The organism is Paenibacillus sp. FSL H8-0259 (assembly GCF_037963255.1).
GTDB lineage: Bacteria > Bacillota > Bacilli > Paenibacillales > Paenibacillaceae > Paenibacillus_AQ > Paenibacillus_AQ phytohabitans.
Map to the genome: position 1 here is coordinate 1825807 of NZ_CP150147.1, position 18376 is coordinate 1844182.

General features: G+C 45.5%; 11 protein-coding genes. 3 read left to right on the top strand and 8 right to left on the bottom strand.

Annotation, left to right across the window (positions count from 1 at the left end; genetic code table 11):
• Nucleotides 1-38 precede the first annotated feature (38 nt).
• On the top strand, nucleotides 39-740 hold the full coding sequence (gene sigK, locus NSU01_RS07890) for an RNA polymerase sporulation sigma factor SigK (RefSeq protein ID WP_038587424.1): 702 nt from the start codon (nucleotides 39-41) through the stop codon (nucleotides 738-740).
• 86 nt (nucleotides 741-826) lie between these two features.
• On the opposite strand, the gene NSU01_RS07895 is transcribed toward sigK, so the two are convergent.
• On the bottom strand, nucleotides 827-1675 hold the full coding sequence (locus NSU01_RS07895; RefSeq protein WP_076242457.1) for an AraC family transcriptional regulator: 849 nt from the start codon (nucleotides 1673-1675) through the stop codon (nucleotides 827-829).
• Between the two features lie 139 nt (nucleotides 1676-1814).
• On the opposite strand from NSU01_RS07895, the gene NSU01_RS07900 reads away from it, so the two are divergent.
• Nucleotides 1815-4898, top strand: a complete 3084-nt coding sequence (locus tag NSU01_RS07900; protein ID WP_076242458.1) for a glycoside hydrolase family 2 — start codon at nucleotides 1815-1817, stop codon at nucleotides 4896-4898.
• Nucleotides 4899-5134: 236 nt separating this feature from the next.
• Here the strand turns inward: NSU01_RS07900 and NSU01_RS07905 are convergent, their stop codons facing one another.
• From NSU01_RS07905 to NSU01_RS07930, 6 genes are all read right to left on the bottom strand, one after another.
• A complete protein-coding gene (locus NSU01_RS07905) occupies nucleotides 5135-6085 on the bottom strand; it encodes a nitronate monooxygenase (RefSeq protein ID WP_042134586.1) in 951 nt (316 codons plus the stop codon).
• Between the two features lie 427 nt (nucleotides 6086-6512).
• The gene (locus NSU01_RS07910) at nucleotides 6513-7523 is read right to left on the bottom strand and encodes a glycoside hydrolase family 130 protein (protein WP_076242459.1); all 1011 of its coding nucleotides are present in this window, start codon (nucleotides 7521-7523) and stop codon (nucleotides 6513-6515) included.
• 34 nt (nucleotides 7524-7557) lie between these two features.
• Nucleotides 7558-8511: a DUF1861 family protein gene (locus NSU01_RS07915; protein WP_256703734.1), complete on the bottom strand. Its 954-nt coding sequence runs from the start codon at nucleotides 8509-8511 to the stop codon at nucleotides 7558-7560.
• A gap of 30 nt (nucleotides 8512-8541) precedes the next feature.
• Nucleotides 8542-10101, bottom strand: a complete 1560-nt coding sequence (locus tag NSU01_RS07920) for an extracellular solute-binding protein (RefSeq protein ID WP_083705122.1) — start codon at nucleotides 10099-10101, stop codon at nucleotides 8542-8544.
• Between the two features lie 58 nt (nucleotides 10102-10159).
• Entirely contained in the window at nucleotides 10160-11032 is an 873-nt protein-coding gene (locus NSU01_RS07925; RefSeq protein ID WP_076242460.1) for a carbohydrate ABC transporter permease, read from the bottom strand.
• 16 nt (nucleotides 11033-11048) lie between these two features.
• Nucleotides 11049-11984: an ABC transporter permease subunit gene (locus tag NSU01_RS07930; protein WP_042134593.1), complete on the bottom strand. Its 936-nt coding sequence runs from the start codon at nucleotides 11982-11984 to the stop codon at nucleotides 11049-11051.
• 223 nt (nucleotides 11985-12207) lie between these two features.
• Between NSU01_RS07930 and NSU01_RS07935 the strand changes: the two genes are divergently transcribed.
• Nucleotides 12208-14532, top strand: coding sequence for a helix-turn-helix domain-containing protein (locus NSU01_RS07935; RefSeq protein ID WP_076242461.1), 2325 nt, complete (start codon nucleotides 12208-12210; stop codon nucleotides 14530-14532).
• Nucleotides 14533-15090: 558 nt separating this feature from the next.
• Here NSU01_RS07935 and NSU01_RS07940 read toward each other — a convergent pair.
• The gene (locus NSU01_RS07940; RefSeq protein ID WP_081969874.1) at nucleotides 15091-18264 is read right to left on the bottom strand and encodes an amidase family protein; all 3174 of its coding nucleotides are present in this window, start codon (nucleotides 18262-18264) and stop codon (nucleotides 15091-15093) included.
• Nucleotides 18265-18376: the final 112 nt, after the last annotated feature.

An 18376-nucleotide genomic window follows, 5' to 3' on the forward strand; every position in this document is an offset into this window, starting at 1 on the left:
ATCGGTTTCATTGTACATGTGCGGGAGGTGTCGCCAAGTTGCCTGGAATCATAAGCACGATTGCGCTGCTGATCAAAGAACTGACGCTGCTGGTATCTTACGTAAGGAACAATGCTTTTCCCCAGCCTCTATCGGAGCAGGATGAGAGCAAATACTTAGGGATGATGGCCGAGGGGGACGCCAAAGCACGAAATTTGCTAATTGAGCATAATCTGCGGCTCGTTGCCCATATAGTCAAAAAATTCGACAACACAGGCGAAGACATGGAGGATCTTATCTCCATCGGTACGATTGGATTGATTAAAGCAATTGAAAGCTACCGTCCGAACAAAGGCACGAAGCTGGCTACTTTTGCTGCCCGCTGTATTGAAAACGAAATCCTGATGCATCTTCGCTCGCTGAAAAAAACCCGCAAAGACGTGTCCCTGCACGATCCGATTGGGACAGACAAGGAAGGGAACGAGATTACGCTGATTGATATCCTCGGATCTGAGGCTGATGATGTGATTAAAGAGGTGGATCTTAAGATCGAGAAGAGCAAGATATATCGGAACCTGGATATATTGGATGAACGGGAGAAGGAAGTCGTGGTGGGGCGGTTTGGGCTAGACACCGGCGGTGAAGAGCGGACGCAGCGGGAGATTGCGAAGGATCTGGGGATCTCGCGGAGTTATGTGTCGCGGATTGAGAAGAGGGCGCTGATGAAGCTGTATCATGAGTTTTATAAGGCGAAGCGGTAAACTCTAATCACAAGGTAATATCCGTTAACAATAGAGCATTTATAAAGCAACTTGTCTGCGGATGAGTTGCTTTTTGTTTTTCAAACTTAATTTTGAACAGGTTTTGTTTTACGGATATATCGTCCTGGAGATACCCCTTCTGACTTCGTAAATTGTTTGGTGAATGAATATATATCCCCGTAACCAAGACTAACGGCTACGTGTTTGATGGGAAGTCCGGATAGCAGCATCATTTTTGCCTGTCTCATTAAATGTTCAGTGTGATATCGCTTAGGGGAAATCCCCGTAGTCTCTTTGAAAAATTTCCGAAAGTTCTCGTAGCCCATATTCACGGCAGATGCCACTTCCTGAATATCAAAGTGAATATCATTGGAGACACTAATCAGCTCGCAGGCTTTTGTTATTTTACTATCATTTTCATTGCTATGAGCATTATGAATGCTACTGTGTAATCTGATAATCAAATCCTGAGACTTCATTAGCAGGGAGGGAAGACTTTCATCTGTTGCACTTTTCAAGGCTTTCAGCAAGGAAACAAAATCAAAGAAAAAATCATTCGTATACAGTGTCGATTGGACTTCCTTATCGGAATTAATAATTCCAAGTGTCTTTAAGTATGAATAGACAGGATACCCGACACTGATATAAAACTCGATCCAATTACCATCTGGTTCAATTGCAGTAGAGTGCAAACGTTCAGGTAAACGTTGAACAAGATCACCTGCTTGCATAGGAGTAACGGTACCGTCCGTAGAAATAAACGTTCCACTGCCTTGCAATACTACAAAACAGCTGTAATATCCTATCTTAAAATCATATTGAGAACGCTCTGCTGATCTTTTCCGCATAAAGCCGCAAGATACAATACCCTGATTAAAATCTTTGCCGATACATCGGTAGATTACATCATTTTCATTAATGTCTTCAAAATTCATGTATTCACACTCCTACCAAAATGGATAAATGTAATACCAGAATCAACATTTAATATAAGGGATTTTCCTTATATTATAGGGGTGTCTACATTGAAAGATCAACCAATTAGAACAATGGACGGGAGTGTTATTTAAGCCGATGAAGCTAAGCAGAGATTGGGAAAATCAATATGTTACTCAAAAAAACCGTTATCCCATGCATGAGCCCTACGGAGTATACGAAACCGTTGAACAGGCTTTAAGCGGAGACCGGAGAAAGTCTAAATACGTAAAAAGCCTGAATGGAATGTGGAAGTTTAAATTGTTCGGATCTCCCGATGAAGTAACGGATGAATTCTATAGTCCTGAACATGATGTGTCCCATTGGGATAATATTCCAGTTCCTTCCAATTGGGAGCTTTCGGGGTATGGAAAACCTGTATACACCAATATGTTGTATCCCTTTGTTCAAAAAGGGGAGGGCTCACGTCACGAAATTCAACTCAAGAATAATGAATACATTTTGAATCCGCCTCATGTGCCAGAGAGTAACCTTACCGGTTGTTACGTCCTTACGTTTGAAGTTGACGAACAGTTTAACGAAAGGGATATATTTATCGATTTTGGAGGTGTAGAATCATGTTTTTATCTTTGGTTAAACGGAAAAATGGTTGGTTATTCTCAGGACAGTAAGCTTAACGCTTCTTTTGATATCACGGATTACATTCAAAAGGGACAAAACCGTATAGCTGTTCAGGTTATGCGGTTTGGAGCTGGTACTTATCTGGAGGATCAGGATTACTGGCATCTCTCGGGGATCTACCGAGATGTTCTCATTTATGCAAAACCACGTATGCGCATTCATGATTATAAGATCGAAACCCTCTTTTCAGGGAATTACAACAATGCCGAATTAAAAGTGACGGTTGCACCTAATAATCAAGCGAATGGTTATGGTGAAGCCCATGTGCGGTTGTCCCTGTATGATAGCGAACAGAAATTGGTTACTGAGTTTGAAACGCCAAAGTTTGCGGATTGTGATTTCTACCTGCGAGAAAAATATGTAGCAAAGGTTACGAAAACCATTTCAAATCCTCAATTGTGGAGCGATGAGAGCCCTTATCTCTATAAATTAGTATTAGAAATGATTGATTTGTCTGGAAATGTAGTTGATATTGAGAGTGCGAATGTCGGCTTCCGTGAAGTGAATATCGATCGAAAAGGGATCCTGAGAATTAACGGGAAGCGTCTCATTATACGGGGAACCAATCTTCACGCCTTTTGTCCTGAATCAGGACGAGTCGTAACAACAGAATATATGCGCGAGCAAATCAAGGTCATGAAATCGCTGAATATCAATGCGGTAAGAACAAGTCACTATCCGCACGCAATCGAATGGTATGACCTGTGTGATGAACTGGGCATTTACCTGGTGGATGAAGCCAATATTGAAACACACGGTCTTGGCGGCCAGTTAAGCGCATCCCCCGAATGGACACATGCGTATATGGAACGGGCTACACGGATGGTTCTGAGAGATAAGAATCATCCATCCATTATTCTCTGGTCTCTGGGTAATGAATCCGGTTATGGAGCGAATCATGCTGCGATGTACGGCTGGATTAAGGAGTATGACAAAACAAGGTACGTTCAGTATGAGTCTCTGAATCCTCCGGCAAACATCTCCGATATTATGGCGCCTATGTATCCTCAGAAAGATTGGATCCTGGATGTCATGGCTGAAAGCGAAGATTTGCGTCCTTTTATTATGTGTGAATATGCGTACGCGAAAAGTAACAGTAACGGAAACTTTAAGGAATTTTGGGATCTCATTCATAAATTCCCGCGGTTTCAAGGAGGATTCATTTGGGATTTTCAGGATAAAGCGCTGGTTAAGCATGATAAAGACGGAAATAAAAAGTATGTCTATGGCGGGGCATTCCAGGAAGAAGTCACTGATCCTGCTCCTGATATGTGCCTGAATGGTATTGTTTTCCCTGATCTCACTCTCAAGCCGGCTGCGAATGAAATAAAAAATGTACAATCACCTATCCAAATGGATTACATGCCTGGGAATGATGGCTATCGAATTTATAATCATTACACGCATCGGGATTTAAGCCATTTGAATATGACTTGGGAGCTGGTTTGCGATGGCAATGTGATGGAAAGCGGTAGTTTGCCTAGATATCACACAGCACCCGGATCCGTTGATAAGCTTCAAGCGCCATACGATTCGTCTAAAGTCTCCGGGGAAGCTTTTCTTAATTTCTATGCTTATTTGGACGAGGACACCTTTTATTCTAAGAAGGGAACCTGTATTTATGCCTGCCAGATAGAGATTAAAGATTCTGTTAATAAAGTGCATACCGGAGATATTGAAAAGGATAGCTTGAAGTATGATGAAACAACAAATGAAATTCGTATATATAATGAAAATACAACGGTTCTTTTCTCGAAAGAAACGGCAGAGTTCATTTCTGTAAAATACAATCACAAGAATTATTTCACGGGAGGAACCAATAACTTCTATCGCCCTCCAACAGGAATTGATGGAGGTATTCATCTTGAATCGTCCAATTATGCAGATGAATGGAAAGCTCTCGGGCTCCATTCCAATGAGAAAGAAATCAAAAAGATTCGGGTATTTGCAGCACCGGCTGCTGTTATCATTCAAGTTCATGGTGTATATCATGGATGCATTGAAACCAAAACCAATTATACCGTCGGCGGCAAAGGTATAGAAATCACAAATACAGTTGTGAACAATGCCAAGGTCGACACCCTCCCGAGAATTGGGCTTAGCTTTAAGTTCTCTGATGCTTGGAAGAATATGAAATGGTACGGCCGCGGGCCATGGGAAAACTACGCGGATCGTAAATCTGCCGCATTCGTTGGAGTATATGAAAGCACTGTAGAACAGCAGCACGTACCCTATATCTTACCGGTAGAATGCGGTGGTAAGGAGGATGTCCGGTATTTATATTTGTCATCCCAAGAACAAGCAGTAAAAGTATCGGCAGCGGGACATTTCCATTTTGATATTCATGGGCACAGTATTGAGCAATATGACAACGCCGCCTATGAAGACGAGCTGGGAAATTCAGATTCTGTTTATCTTAATATTGATTACAAACATGCAGGTCTTGGTGGAGATACCGGCTGGACCAAAAATATTCACGATCCATATAAAATTAAGAAAGGTATCTATGTTTATACGGTAACTATAGAAATCATTTCTTAAAAATCGAAATAGAAGCATCCGCTGAAACCATTGTATAAACCAGACTAGAATGAAAGATCCACAGGCTTATCTCAAATAACCGGTATTCTAACTATGTAGGCAAAAAAAGCGCAGAAGCCGAATTCCGGTTTCTGTGCTTTTACTTAAGCTTAAGGGAGCAACGTGGAATTTCTCAAAACGACATAGCTTAGAGGAAAATGAGATAAATATAAGGACTTATAAGATAGAGGTAATATTTATGCTCTTTGATACTCATTCATTAAATTGTCGATAATCTGCTGTACGGACAAAATCTCTTTAATCTCATGAACTCTGGACCCGGCAAAAACCAATCCGTTCTTAACATCTCCTCTAAGGGAAGTAAGCAGGGATTCCATTGTACAGAAGCGATGTGAACAAACCTTTAGACAATCATAGCATTTGGCTATCTTTAATTTGGCATCATTACTGATCCGGTCCGTAAATTCATTTCGAATCGCTCTTCCTTCCAGACCCACAGTAGACTTGATTAGGACAGTATCTCCTTGCTGAGCATCTACATACCTTTGCTTGAAGGCTAAGGGAGCATCACACTCATGGCTTGCCACAAAACGGGTACCCATTTGAACACCAGATGCGCCCATCCGAAGGGCTTTTGCGATATCATCCCCTGTCAGAATTCCACCCGCAGCAATAACCGGAATCGAAACGGCCTCTAAGACTTCAGGAAGGATATCAAACATGGGTCTGTCTGTACCTAAATGTCCCCCAGCTTCGAACCCTTCCACAACGACTGCGGAGGCACCAAGTCTTTCGGAAATTCGGGCTAATTTGGCGGATGAAACAATAGTTACGACAGGAGTACCATATTCTCTACCCCAAGCATAAATATCTCTAGAAATTCCGGCTCCGGAAATAATAAAGTCAACCTTTTCTTCTAAAGCAACCTTCATTTTCTCGGCAAAGTCCTTCACTGCGAATAGTACATTCACACCGATATAGCCAATTCCTTTAGAGAGTTCTCTTGTTTTGCGAATATGCATTCTCAGCTCTTCAGCAGTGATCCCTGTACCAGAGATGGTGCCGATCCCACCCGCATTGGCTACAGCAGCGGCTAGTCCACTTAAGGATATGCCTACACCCATTCCACCTTGAATAACAGGAACTCTCGATTTAATATGTCCGAATTGGATTGTTGGAAGTTTCAATTACACACCTCTTTCGCAAGTTGAAGGAATACGATATATCGTAACACAGTTAAGTCTTTCCTGGATGTGACTGTAAACATGCTCAAACTATGTTAAATATCATGTCTTTCCACTTGTGATACAATATTTTAAATTGAAGTATTGCTTGTTAATGATGATATTCAAAGGAGATTTAGAATGAAACGCTTTCGCTGGAGCATTGCAGTTTATTTCGGCTGCTCGCAGAAATTGAACTCCAAGCAGGTAATAGCGAAACTGCTATCACTCATGCCAGGGAAGCAGTAAGCGCTTCGAGAGGCGTCCAACGTTATGTGTTACATAAGGAATACGAACGAACGTTACCGCAAGCTGTTGAAGCATAGTTTGAAAAAACGGGTATCATCCTCATTCAGGATGCTACCCGCTTCTGTTAGTTAGGATGCCAGTCTCACTGTCCCAAACAAAGCCGGATCAGATCATCGACATGGGCGGTAGCCAGACATTCTACGGTGTCGGCGGCGCCGTAATAGATTTTGACTTCGCCATCGTCCTCCAGGATCATGCCGCCGGGGAAGATGACATTATTGCGGAAGCCTCCGTCTATTTCGTAGGGGGCTTCAGGTGCAAGCAGCGGCGAGGCACTCATACCGAGAATCTTCTTCGGATTGTCCAGGTCAAGCAGCATAATACCTGCGGTATACCGTTTCTTCCAGGACGGCTCCCAGCCGTGCTTCCCTCTGGCGGGATCGATATCCACCGCATGGAAGGTGGTGAGCCAGCCTCGATCCGTCTTCACTGGCGGCGCTGCCGGACCGATCTTGTCATTGGCGAACGGTACCTGCTCCACCGACAGCAGCAGATCCGAACGTCCCCAATAGATCAGATCCGGCGACTCCGAGATCCAGGTGTCGAACCGGTCCTTGCCTCCGCGGCTGTATACGGTGAACGGCCGTTCCAGCCGCACATAGTTACCGTTGATCTTCTCCGGGAACAGTACCATATTCCGCAGGTCCGGCGTAGACAAGCTCAATATTTCAAAGGATTCGAAGTCATCCGTGACTGCGACCCCTCCCCGGATACCATGACGTGTATCTACAGCGAAGCACATGTAGCAACGGCCGTCGATTACCGTCAGACGCGGATCGTAAGCGCGCACAACCTCTTCGTCATGCAGCTTGAATACCGGCTTGGGCCCTGCCGTCCAGTGAATGCCGTCTTCACTGAAGGCGATACCCAGATCCGTTGTATTAGTCGGTTCAAGGGTCTGCTTGTCGAGTGAGCCATAGTCATTGCGGAATACCATCACATACCGGCCGCCGAACTTAACCACTCCTGCATTGAACACAAGTGCGGTGGGATAAGGGACCCGGGCCGCATCCAGCACAGGGTTGGCCGGATGACGGTGAATGAGCGGACTGGATGCCAAAGCTCCTATGATGGATGTATTTGTATTAGTCATCGTAGAATATCCTCCTTGGATTATGAACTGCGTGCTAGACAATGCTTCCATAGGGTGCGAACGGATAGTCGATCGTAATACGCCCGGCCTGGCAATCACCAACACCGCTGTACAGATCAGCCTTGCCGTCCCCCCGCATCACGATCCCCGAAGAAAAGACGCAGTCCGTCAAATATGGGAACTTGGCGGGCCCCGGCGGGTAGCAGGAACGGCTTCCAATCAAATGCAGGTCATGGGATTCCCGGGTGATGGGATCGAAGATAAAAGCCATATTCAAATATACCTTTAGAAGCTTGCCATCCTCATCCTTATGCTGATAACAAATATGGCCGATAATCCCGATCTTGCCGCTGTCCAGCAGATAAGCCTGATTGACGCCTCCCCATTCGCCTGCACCAAAAATACCATGAATGTAAGGTGCATTCTCAATGACGTCTGCAGTCAACTCTTCCAGCTTGTCAATAACGGTGAAGCCTATCATGGATTCGCTGCCGTATTGGCCTCTCATCTCGCTGCCCCGCGGGCGCGAGAAGACACCAATCCTGCCGTCCGCCAGAGCAACAAGGCGAATATCTTTCATTTTGTTAGGACCGGTAGTGAAGTAGTACAAATCGTGGAGGTCAGTCCCCCGGTAAAAATACCCGAAAAACGTGCTGTATTTGCCGCTTTGATACTGCACATGCGTTCCGCCCAGGACAAGCTCATCACCGATTTCACTGATAAACGGGTCCTCCAGCGTATAAATCATGCTATTATCTACCACGGTCCACTCATCGTGACCGGTCTCCTCGAAGAGGCGGACCCAGGAGCGGGCCCATTCTTCGCGGCGTTCTACCCGGCCGAACAAGTAACGTTTGCCATCCCGTTCAAAAGGAATCGAAATATTATAGACATCAAACCCTTCCACGTTTTTAAATGATAAGGTTGCGCTTTCATAAATGGTTTTTGACGCTTCAAATTCTTTTTTTTGCTGATGCAGGCTCAACATTTCCCCACTCCTTTATTGTATCAGCTCTTTTTATTGAAGAGAAGATTGATACTCCTGAAACTGTTTTTGGTATTCCGCAACTACCTTGTCCAGACCCGCTTTCTTCATTTTGTCCAGTGCTTCGGTGAAGGCTGTGTCGTAGTCCAGAACCCCCATATAGATCGGAGTAATGCTGGCTGAAGCCTCCGAGAGAATATTAGTATATTCGGTTCTCACATTCGTTGGATCAAAAATAAAGTTGGCCGCAATACTATTGACCGCTTTGGGATTTGGCTCAAATAAGACTTTGTTATTGTCAGGAATACTATTTTCCAGGTCAAAGCGCATAAAGTTCACATTCCCGTTCTGCGAATCGGAGCCCCTGTACCTTGGATTGTTATTGTTATTCGGATCTTTGATCGGCTTGAGGCCCTTTTCGCCATCTTTGGTGTAGTGCTCACCCTCTATGCCATATTGAACCAGATCATAATTGTCCTGACTGGCCAGCATCCAATCCATGAATTTAACGGCTGCCTCCGGATGTTTGCTGTTCGCCGGTACGGCATTTCCGTTCTTGAAGGAGAGGGGACGCAGATATTCTTTCTCCGGGTTAAACCATACCACTCCGATATCGTCTACTGTAGCTTTGGGATTGTATTTCTGGAGCCCGTTCAAGCTTCCGCCGGTTCCCAGGCGTACGAACCACTCCCCGCTGTCGAGCTGAGCATCTACCTGCTCCTGCTTCATAACTAAGATATCAGGATTCGTAATTTCCTTGGTGTACAGCTCGCGCATGAAGGCGGCATCCTTCTTGAATTCTTCCGTCTCAATCCAGGATTTGACCTCACCGTTCTGATTGACATAAAAAAACTTATCCTTAACGGTGAACGGGAAGCTGTCATAACTCCGGTGTAAGATAGAGGTATGCAGGGATATCGGGTCAAAATCGGCCCGGGTGCCGAGATAAGGCTTGTTTTTGCCCTTCCAGTTCTTCATCACAATCTCCCAGGTGCTAATCAATTCAGCCGGAGTTGTCGGCTCTTTCAGATTGTTCTCGCGGAGAATGTCGCGGCGGATATTGAATTGCCCCTCGCTAGCCATTTCAACCCAGTAGGAGGGGACGATATAATATTTTCCGCCGATGGTTGCCCCGTTGAATATATCCTCTGGAATATGCTTTTTGAGGTTTGCTCCAACCTTTTCAATTTCCTCTGAGATATCTGCCAGCGCACCCCGGGTATAGTAGTTAGAGAACGGAGTGCGGTCCTGCATGACATGAAACAAATCAAAATCTTCACCGGTGGACAGCATCAGGTTCAGCTTCTGGTCCCACGCATCCCAGGGGATGAAGATTTTCTCCACTTCAACGCCGACACCATCTGCAGCCAGCTTCTCATTGACTTTTTCGAACACCTTTTGGTAATCTTTGGGCTCGGTGCCGGGAACCACGTATTTGATCCGGACGACCTCAGAAGTATTATTATTGTCCGACTTCGGGGATGAAGCATTATTCTCCCCGTTTGCGGCAGGGCTGTCGGACGCCTTGCCGCACCCGATCAGTGTAGAAAGGGCAAGCACCACAGCACATAGAATGGCGTAATGTTTTTTCATGAATAATATAGACCTCCTCTTTTTATGCCTTATTTATGTTAACCCCTAAGGGATGACATCAGCCTTTAACTGAACCTATAACCAGACCTTTCACGAAGTACTTTTGCAGATACGGGTAGAGGAAGATGATCGGTCCGATCGTCACGATGGCTGTCGCCATCTTGACCGACTCCGAAGGAAGCGTAACGTCGCTTGTTCCGGCCAGCATGGCCATCTCGTTCAGCATACTGATCTCCGATTGCATCTGCAGAAGCATAAATTGCAGCGGATACAAATCTTTGGTGTCAATCAGCATGATCGCATTCCACCAGTTGTTCCAATAATCCAGTCCATAGAAGAGGGCAATCGTCGCGAGTACCGGCTTACATAACGGAAGGTAAATCCTAAAAGCAATCACAATATCACTCGCTCCGTCTATGGTGGCTGATTCCCGCAGCGAGTCGGGAATTCCGTTCATGAAGTTACGTACAAGGAAGAGGTTGAACGGGCTGAACAGGAGCGATGGAATAATCAGAGCCAAGATATTATTGGTTAATCCGAGTGACCGGTTCATCAGATACCAGGGCACAATCCCGGCTGTGAAAATCATGGTGATAAAGAAGTAAAGAGCCAGCAGATTGCGGTTCTTCACATTTTTGTTCGCTAGAGTATAGCCTGCCATAGAAGTAATCAGAATAGCCAGCGTGGTACCGACGATCGTGACAAAGATAGAAATTCCGTAGCTCTGAATGACTTGGGAGCCGCCCGTGAAGATCAGCTTATAGGCATAGAGAGAGAATTTCTCCGGAAAGAGGCTGTAGCCGTTCTTAAGAATAGCATCCTCATCCGTGATGGAGATCATCAGCACGAGCAGCATCGGAAGCAGGCAAAGCGCCGAATACACCGCAGTCAGCGTGTACATGACCGTCTTGCTGATTGACAATTTTTTCATAGTTACTCCTCCGGATTTAGTATAATGCGCCATCTTTGAAGAACCTGCGGGTAATGGCATTTGTCCCAAAGACAAGGATGAATCCGATGACCGACTGGAAAAGTCCAACAGCCATGGCTTCGGAGGGGTCGCCAATCTGCCGCAGGGACCGGAATACATACGTATCAATGATATCCGTGGTCGAATATAGGGTGCCGTTGTCACCAATGAGCGCATAGATCATCCCGAAATCGCCGTACATAATTTTGCCGACAGAGAGCATCGTCAGGATAATAACCGTGGGCATCATCAGCGGAAGCGTAATCCGAAAACACATCTGCAGGCGGTTAGCCCCGTCAATCTCGGCTGCTTCATACAACGTCTCGTCGATACCGGTAATGGTCGCCAAGTAGATAATGGCACTCATTCCGGCCCCCTTCCACACATGCATGACGGTAAGAATCGCCGGCCAGGACTGTGCCTCGGTATACCAGTTCACTGAGGACATGCCGAGCTGGTTCAGCGTTTTGTTCACAATTCCCATATCCATTGAGAAGAGCGCATACAGCACATAGCTAATGACGATCCATGAGATGAAATTCGGGAATAACATCAGGGATTGACTGATCTTCACAAACAGCTTCTTGCGCAGTTCGTTTAGAACCAGTGAAATGGCCAGTGCCATCAGCGTACCAAAAATAATAAAGAGTAAATTGAGGTAAATGGTGTTAAAGGTGACCGTAAGCGCTTTGTTGGACCGGAAGAAAAACTCAAAGTTTTTGAATCCCACCCATTCGCTATGAAATATTCCCTTGGTATAATTGAAACGCTGGAAAGCAATGACCATATAAGGATACGTCATATAGCCGAAAATAAACGTGTAGGCCATTGCCGGCAAAACCAACAAATAGGATGTACCATTCCTGCGGATGTCAGAAAGAATGCCTAATCCCGGACGCCGTTTTTTTCTCAATTCCTGTTCCCCCCATTTGTTATAAATGACGATTGCCTTGATTCCAGATTAGCCATCGCATCACAAAGTGTCTATTTCAAAACCAGGATAACGCTTTCAAATTCAAATTCAAGGCTTTCAAAAAAACGGAATGGCTTTCATTTTGGCCTGATTCAGTACCTTTTCGGCCCAAAATGTACTATAGTTTAGAAATGATAACGAGCAGTGTTGGGAGGAATTCAGCATGCGGACAACCATCAACCGGCTTGTTCGATACAAGGCATTTCAAAAGCTCACCATCTCATATTTCCTTCTCGTTCTTCTGACCGTAAGCCTGCTATCCGGTGTACTTTTCTCCCTGTTCTCCAGAAGTGCCATAAAGGAGATAGAACGTAATTCCCGGGCGATGTTATCCCAGGTTACCTACGCCTCCGATGTAGTCTATAATCAGGTCATCACTATAGGAAATACACTGCTTATTCAACCGGAAATCCTGTCATTTCTGAATGAGACGGTGGAGGACAAGGTAAGCAATTATCATATTTTTCAGCAGATCGAACAAATTACAAATGTGAACCCATATATACACAGTATCGGAATACATCGGCCTTCTACAGGAACTACCATTGATACAGCCGGGCTTCCGTTTGATTCTTCTCTTACCACCCTTAGCGCGAAGCAGTATATGGAGTTCAATCCGCGCAGTCTGAAGGCCCCGGGCCGCAACAACGGGAAGTCATTACAGTTCCTGACCTTCTTGCTGTACCCGAATTTCTCACCCCGGACCACAGGCAATCCGCTGATCTATATCAATGTGGAGGAGCAGTCGATTTTGACGACCATCCGCAAGATCAGCAACGCGGACGCCGCTAATAATGTTTTTGTAATCAATAATGAAGGTAAGGTGCTGTCTCATACCGATTCCAACCTGTTTCTGGAGGATTTATCCGAAGAGGAGTATGTGCGGAAGATATTAATCGAGAACCATAAGGAGAGCAGCTTCACCACAACGATTTCAGACCAAAGGAATCTGGTCACTTATGTAAAGTCAGAGGAACTGGACTGGTATTTTGTAAGCGTTTCACCGTATTCCGAGCTCATCTCTAACATTGACCAGCTCCGGGGGATTACGCTGCTGGTTACAGCCGGAATTGTACTCGCAGGTCTATTGCTCTCTGTCCTTTTGACCTCCAACATGAATAGACCCTTATCGGCACTGCTCGAAAAAGTCATGCCTAACCCGGCCAATCCGGCATCCGGTTTGGCGCCTATTGATGAATACAAGCTGATGACTGAGGTGTTCCAGTCCTATCATGAACGTGAGAAGTCGATGCAGTTTGTAATTACCCACTCGTCCCGGACCGTCCGGGAGCATTACCTGCATGCCTTGCTGCGTGGTCATTCACTGGAGCACTCGGTTTCGAACGAAATTATTAAGGATATCGGCGAGGAGGTAGCAGGGCCTTATTTTGGCGTTCTGGTATTCAAAATCAATGAGCTTGAACCACTAGGGGAGGGGATAGAGGGGAAACAGCAGTCCTTGCTGCGGTTCGCACTTGGGAATATCGCAAAAGAGATGCTGGAGCATATCGGCCCATGTGATGTTCTCATTATGGGAGGAAGTGAAGCTGTTGCCATCCTTCAATACACGGACAATCAGCTCCCGGAAGAACTGGGGCCTGCCTTGCGCAATATTCAAAGCTTCCTGAATCGCTACTTCAAGGTGACGGTATCTATAGGGATAGGAGATATATCCTGTGGAAAGGGGAATATTCCGTCCTCGTACACTTCTGCACAGCAGTATGTGAAATACCGGCTCATCTATGGGAAGGAAGCGATTCTGGATGCTATAGCGACACGCCGCCATGTGTTGACAGCCTTGAGTTACCCCAGCGCCTACGAGAAGAAGCTGATTGATGCTGTACAGGACGGCAAGCCGGAACCAATGGTTAGCGCAATCGAAGAATTTATAGATAAAATATCCAGCGGTTCCGTTCATCAGGTCATCACCTTTAGCACTCAACTCATGTTGTCTTTGCTTAAACATTTTGACTATTTACAGCATGTGCCGGATTCTAATTTCAATGATTACCTGCAAGCAATAACCGATATTGAACGGGCTGAAGATCTGACGGAGATCCGTAACCTATTCAACCGCTATTGCAGTACCATCTGCACATTAATTGAAGACAAGAATCACTGGCTGAATGCTCAAAAGCATAATATTCTCATCGAAAAAGCACAGAATTACATTCATGAACATTATGCCGAGCCTAACATCTCCCTCGATCTGGTGTCGAGCATCGCCGGACTGTCACCCAGCTATCTGGGGAAATTGTTCAAAGGAGCGACCCGGCAATCCTTCAGTGAGTACTTGAACAACACCCGGCTGGAAAAGGCAAAGGATCTGCTTGCTTCTACCTCTGAGACAGCGGCCAGGATCAGTGAATCGGTAGGGATATACAACATCACTTACTTCTCCACCTTGTTCAAGAAAAAGTACGGGCTGACACCTTCGGCGTTCCGGGAACAGGAGGCGATGAAGAGCACTATGAGTGATGAGGAGTGATATAAAAAACATCTGCTCTTCAGCAGATGTTTCTTCACTTGTTTACGGCTGCTCCGCATATCTCCACCAGGCAAAGGTTCCGGCTATTCCGATGATCCCTGTATACGCAAGTATCAATATACTGCTGAGCTGTAAGGAACCGGTGCTTTGAAATACCGACGGGATGGTCCAAGGGAAATAGGGTATAATCGCCAAACCTTTTGTGCACTCCGTCAATTAGTTCCCTTAGCGGTCAAAATCCGGAGACCAAGGCGACCGTTGCCGCTTTTCCGCGGGTCGTTCCGTCCTCTCCGCTGTTTAAGCGGGAAAAGGTTCTTCAAATCTTTCTAAAATCACAAAAAGAAACTGTCCTTTGGTAAAATGGAGGTACCACCCAATCACTTCAAAAGGAGCGTTTTCTTTGAGCAATGGGACCAAAAACAGAAAGCAGCGATTCTCCAATAACGGGAGAATCGCTGCTTTTTTAACGTTTGAAGCTTTTGAGAAATTTGAGAATCTGACTTGTCAGTAGAATATCTGCTTTTGGGACAGCCTCTTGTCTTTTATTCCTTGAGCTTCTTAATTCGCAGTCTCCAGTAATCTGGAGACCATTGTTGCAAACTCTGCTCTGGTAATATCTTTTCCAGGCTTAAAGGTACTATCCTCGTAGCCAGTAATAATATTATTGGATGCGAGTGCATCAATGGAATCATAATACCATGCATTTCTATTAACATCTTTGAAGGATGTGTTTCCAGTACCTGTAAGCTTAAAGGCTCTAGTGATCAGTGCCGCTAATTCACTGCGGCTTATCTTGCCGTTCGGACGGAAGGTTCCATCGCTATATCCATTCATCAGGCCTGCTCCGGCTGCTGCGCCGATATACGTATTAGCCCAGTGTGTTGGAGATACATCTGTAAAGCTGCTAGCCTGTCCTTCCAGCCCCATGTACGTTGCAATGACCTTGATGGATTCGGCACGGGTCAACCCTGAATCCGGACGGAAGGTTCCATCAGAATAACCCGTAAGTAATCCCTTGGCTATAAGCACATCAATGCTTGCTTTTGCCCAGTGATTAATGGTATCTGCGAAACTGACAACCTCCGGCGTAGGTGTTGGTGCTGCTGGTTCTGCAGGTGCTGGTGTTGCTGTAGGAGCCGGTGTTGGTGTGGGCGTTGCTGTTACCGGGGGAGTTACGGTACCTCCTCCAGGACTTGGATTGCTTGGTTCATTATCTACTGGATCAGGATTAGTAGGGTTAGAGACGTATTGAAGTGCTGGAGCATAGGCTGTAAGCAGTCTGGCTTGACTTTGTTGCTCAAGAGCATAGCCCATACCTAGAACTTTGGCATCGTCCCATGCTCTGCCAACAAGCTGCATGGAGATGGAATATCCGCTGTCGTTCGTTCCTACAGGAACAACTACCGTAGGGAGGCCGACATTAGACGTTAATACGCCCGTGTTGCGGTCAGAGCTTAATTGAGAGGCTGCTGCGTCATTGTTATATACGTCACTGATAAAACCTGCGTAAACCACAGCATCCACGCCATTCTCGTCCATCCAGCCTTTAATAACTTCCTTATAGTCCGTTCTATATTTGATGTAATCTTGTACAGCTTGTTCAGTCATGCGGGTAGGCTCTGTATATCCTCTTTGATTATAGATAAGCACCTTATCTGAAGCCAGTACACTTGCTCCATCAATGTAAGGGAAGTTCTTATGAAGCTCAATATAGCGCGCCCAACCTTCAGTAGATCCATTAATGCCTGAAGGACGGCTAGGCGCTGACGGTATTTTTGACATTTCAACCATTGTCGCACCCGCTGCCTGAAGCTCGGAGAACTTATTCATTACGGCTTGTCCGGTATCATCATCGGCATAACTAGAGACAAAGGAAGCAGGGATATATCCGATTTTCTTTCCTTTCAATGCATTAGTATCCAGAGATTCCTTCCAGTCAGCCGGACGCTTATGGTCTGCATCGGCAGTCACTGTGAAGATATCCTGTGGATCTGTACCCGTTGTAGCATTCAACATGATGGCCAGGTCAGTTACTGTCTTAGCAATGGGACCTGCATAATCCTGTCCCCAAGTGAGCGGCAATACACCTGTAGTACTTGCCATGCCGTCTGTACCACGGAAGCTTTTTAAGCTGGCGCCTGTAGTTGGTGCATAGAGAGATACCCCTGTCTGTGATCCCATGGCTGCTGCTGCAAAATCAGCTGCAACAGATACTGCCGAGCCGCCGCTTGAGCCAAAGGAGGTTTTCGATGGATACAGGGCATTCCATGTCTGCTGCCAGCCGCTCTCGCTAAAGCTTCCGCTGTTGGCGAACTCGGAAGTATTTACTTTACCAATAATGACAGCTCCAGCTTCCCGCAGCTTATTGACCTGGAATGCATCTGAATCAGGCCGCCAGCCTTCAAGCGCTTTGCTGCCGCCGGTAGTAGGCATATCCTTGGTATCATAGATATCTTTTATCGCAATGGGAATACCGAGCAAATCCCCCTTTGCACCTTGTGCGCGGGCGTTGTCAGCAGCTTGTGCCTGGGTAAGCGCAGTTTCAGAGACATGCAGGAAGGCATGGAAGCCAAGCTGGCCTTCATCGTATACCTTGATTCTATCCAAATAAGCCTGAGTAATTTGCACGGAAGTAGTTTTACCGCTAATCATATCCTGCTGCATTTGTGCAATGGATTTATTCGTAACATCATAGGGGGAAGAAGTGATGAATGCTTTAGCAGCAGGAGCCTCAGGAATCACCAGGGGATCTCCAGTATCCAGTCCCTCTATAGCAGAGATATCCCAGTTACTGATTGAACGGATTTGTGCGTTGGTTAATCCGGATATATCCAGCTGGCTATTAAGCCCGTTTAGCATCGTCACCAGATTCTTCAGGCCTTCTTCACCGGCTTCGCCCACTTGTACATAATGCACCAGGGATTTCGACTGACCCGGCTCAATATTTAATGTATTAATGAACCCGTAGAAATTCGCATCATTTCCGGACTTAGCCAGGGGTGTGGTAAATGGATTCTGCTGCTGATTGCCTAGGCTAGTTAATCCATTCTCAAATGGATGTGGAGACCCGACTGCAACGCCCAGCGGCTTATTGTCTTTGGCACTGCTGTCTACAACAATCCATGAATCATCCGTAGTCACCTCCAGATCATTGGAGTAGGTTGCCTTGACTACTGAAGCATTTGCTGCTGTACCATACCCCAGAGAGCCGCCGAAAGAGACATCAACCTTTACGTTCATATCATTTTTATTAGTAAAAGTATCAAAGAATCTCGTACGATTATTTATAGTATCGACATACACATCACGTGTAACCGTTACATTTCCCAGATTTACAGATTGAGTCGAAGTGAATCTATTCACACCATCGTATTTCAAGTCAAACCCGCGCATCATTTGACCATTCATCAGTGAAGCTGTAGGCGACGACACTTTAACGAAGATATTACCGAAGCCTTGTACTTGTGTAGTACCAACGGTACGTAAACTTCCTGTGTCTAAGCTAGGCGCAAAGACATCATGAATCTCCCATACTGTGCCGCTTGCTGAAGTAACCCGAGTTAAAGCATCAGCGGTCTGAAACGGAATGACACTCGAAGCGATAACAGATAATGCAATGGACGTAGCTATAAATTGCTTTTTACTCCAATTATTTTTTGCTGGTGAATATTCGGAGCGGGGGGAACCAGAATGATTTCTTTTAGTTTTACTTAGACGTTTCAGCTTATTCATTTCAGTAATCTCCTCTTCCTGTATGTATATTTATTAATTTATGTTAGGAAATATAACATCGTTATTTCTATCAGTCAATAACTATTAAAAATTTAATATATTTTTAGAGTTC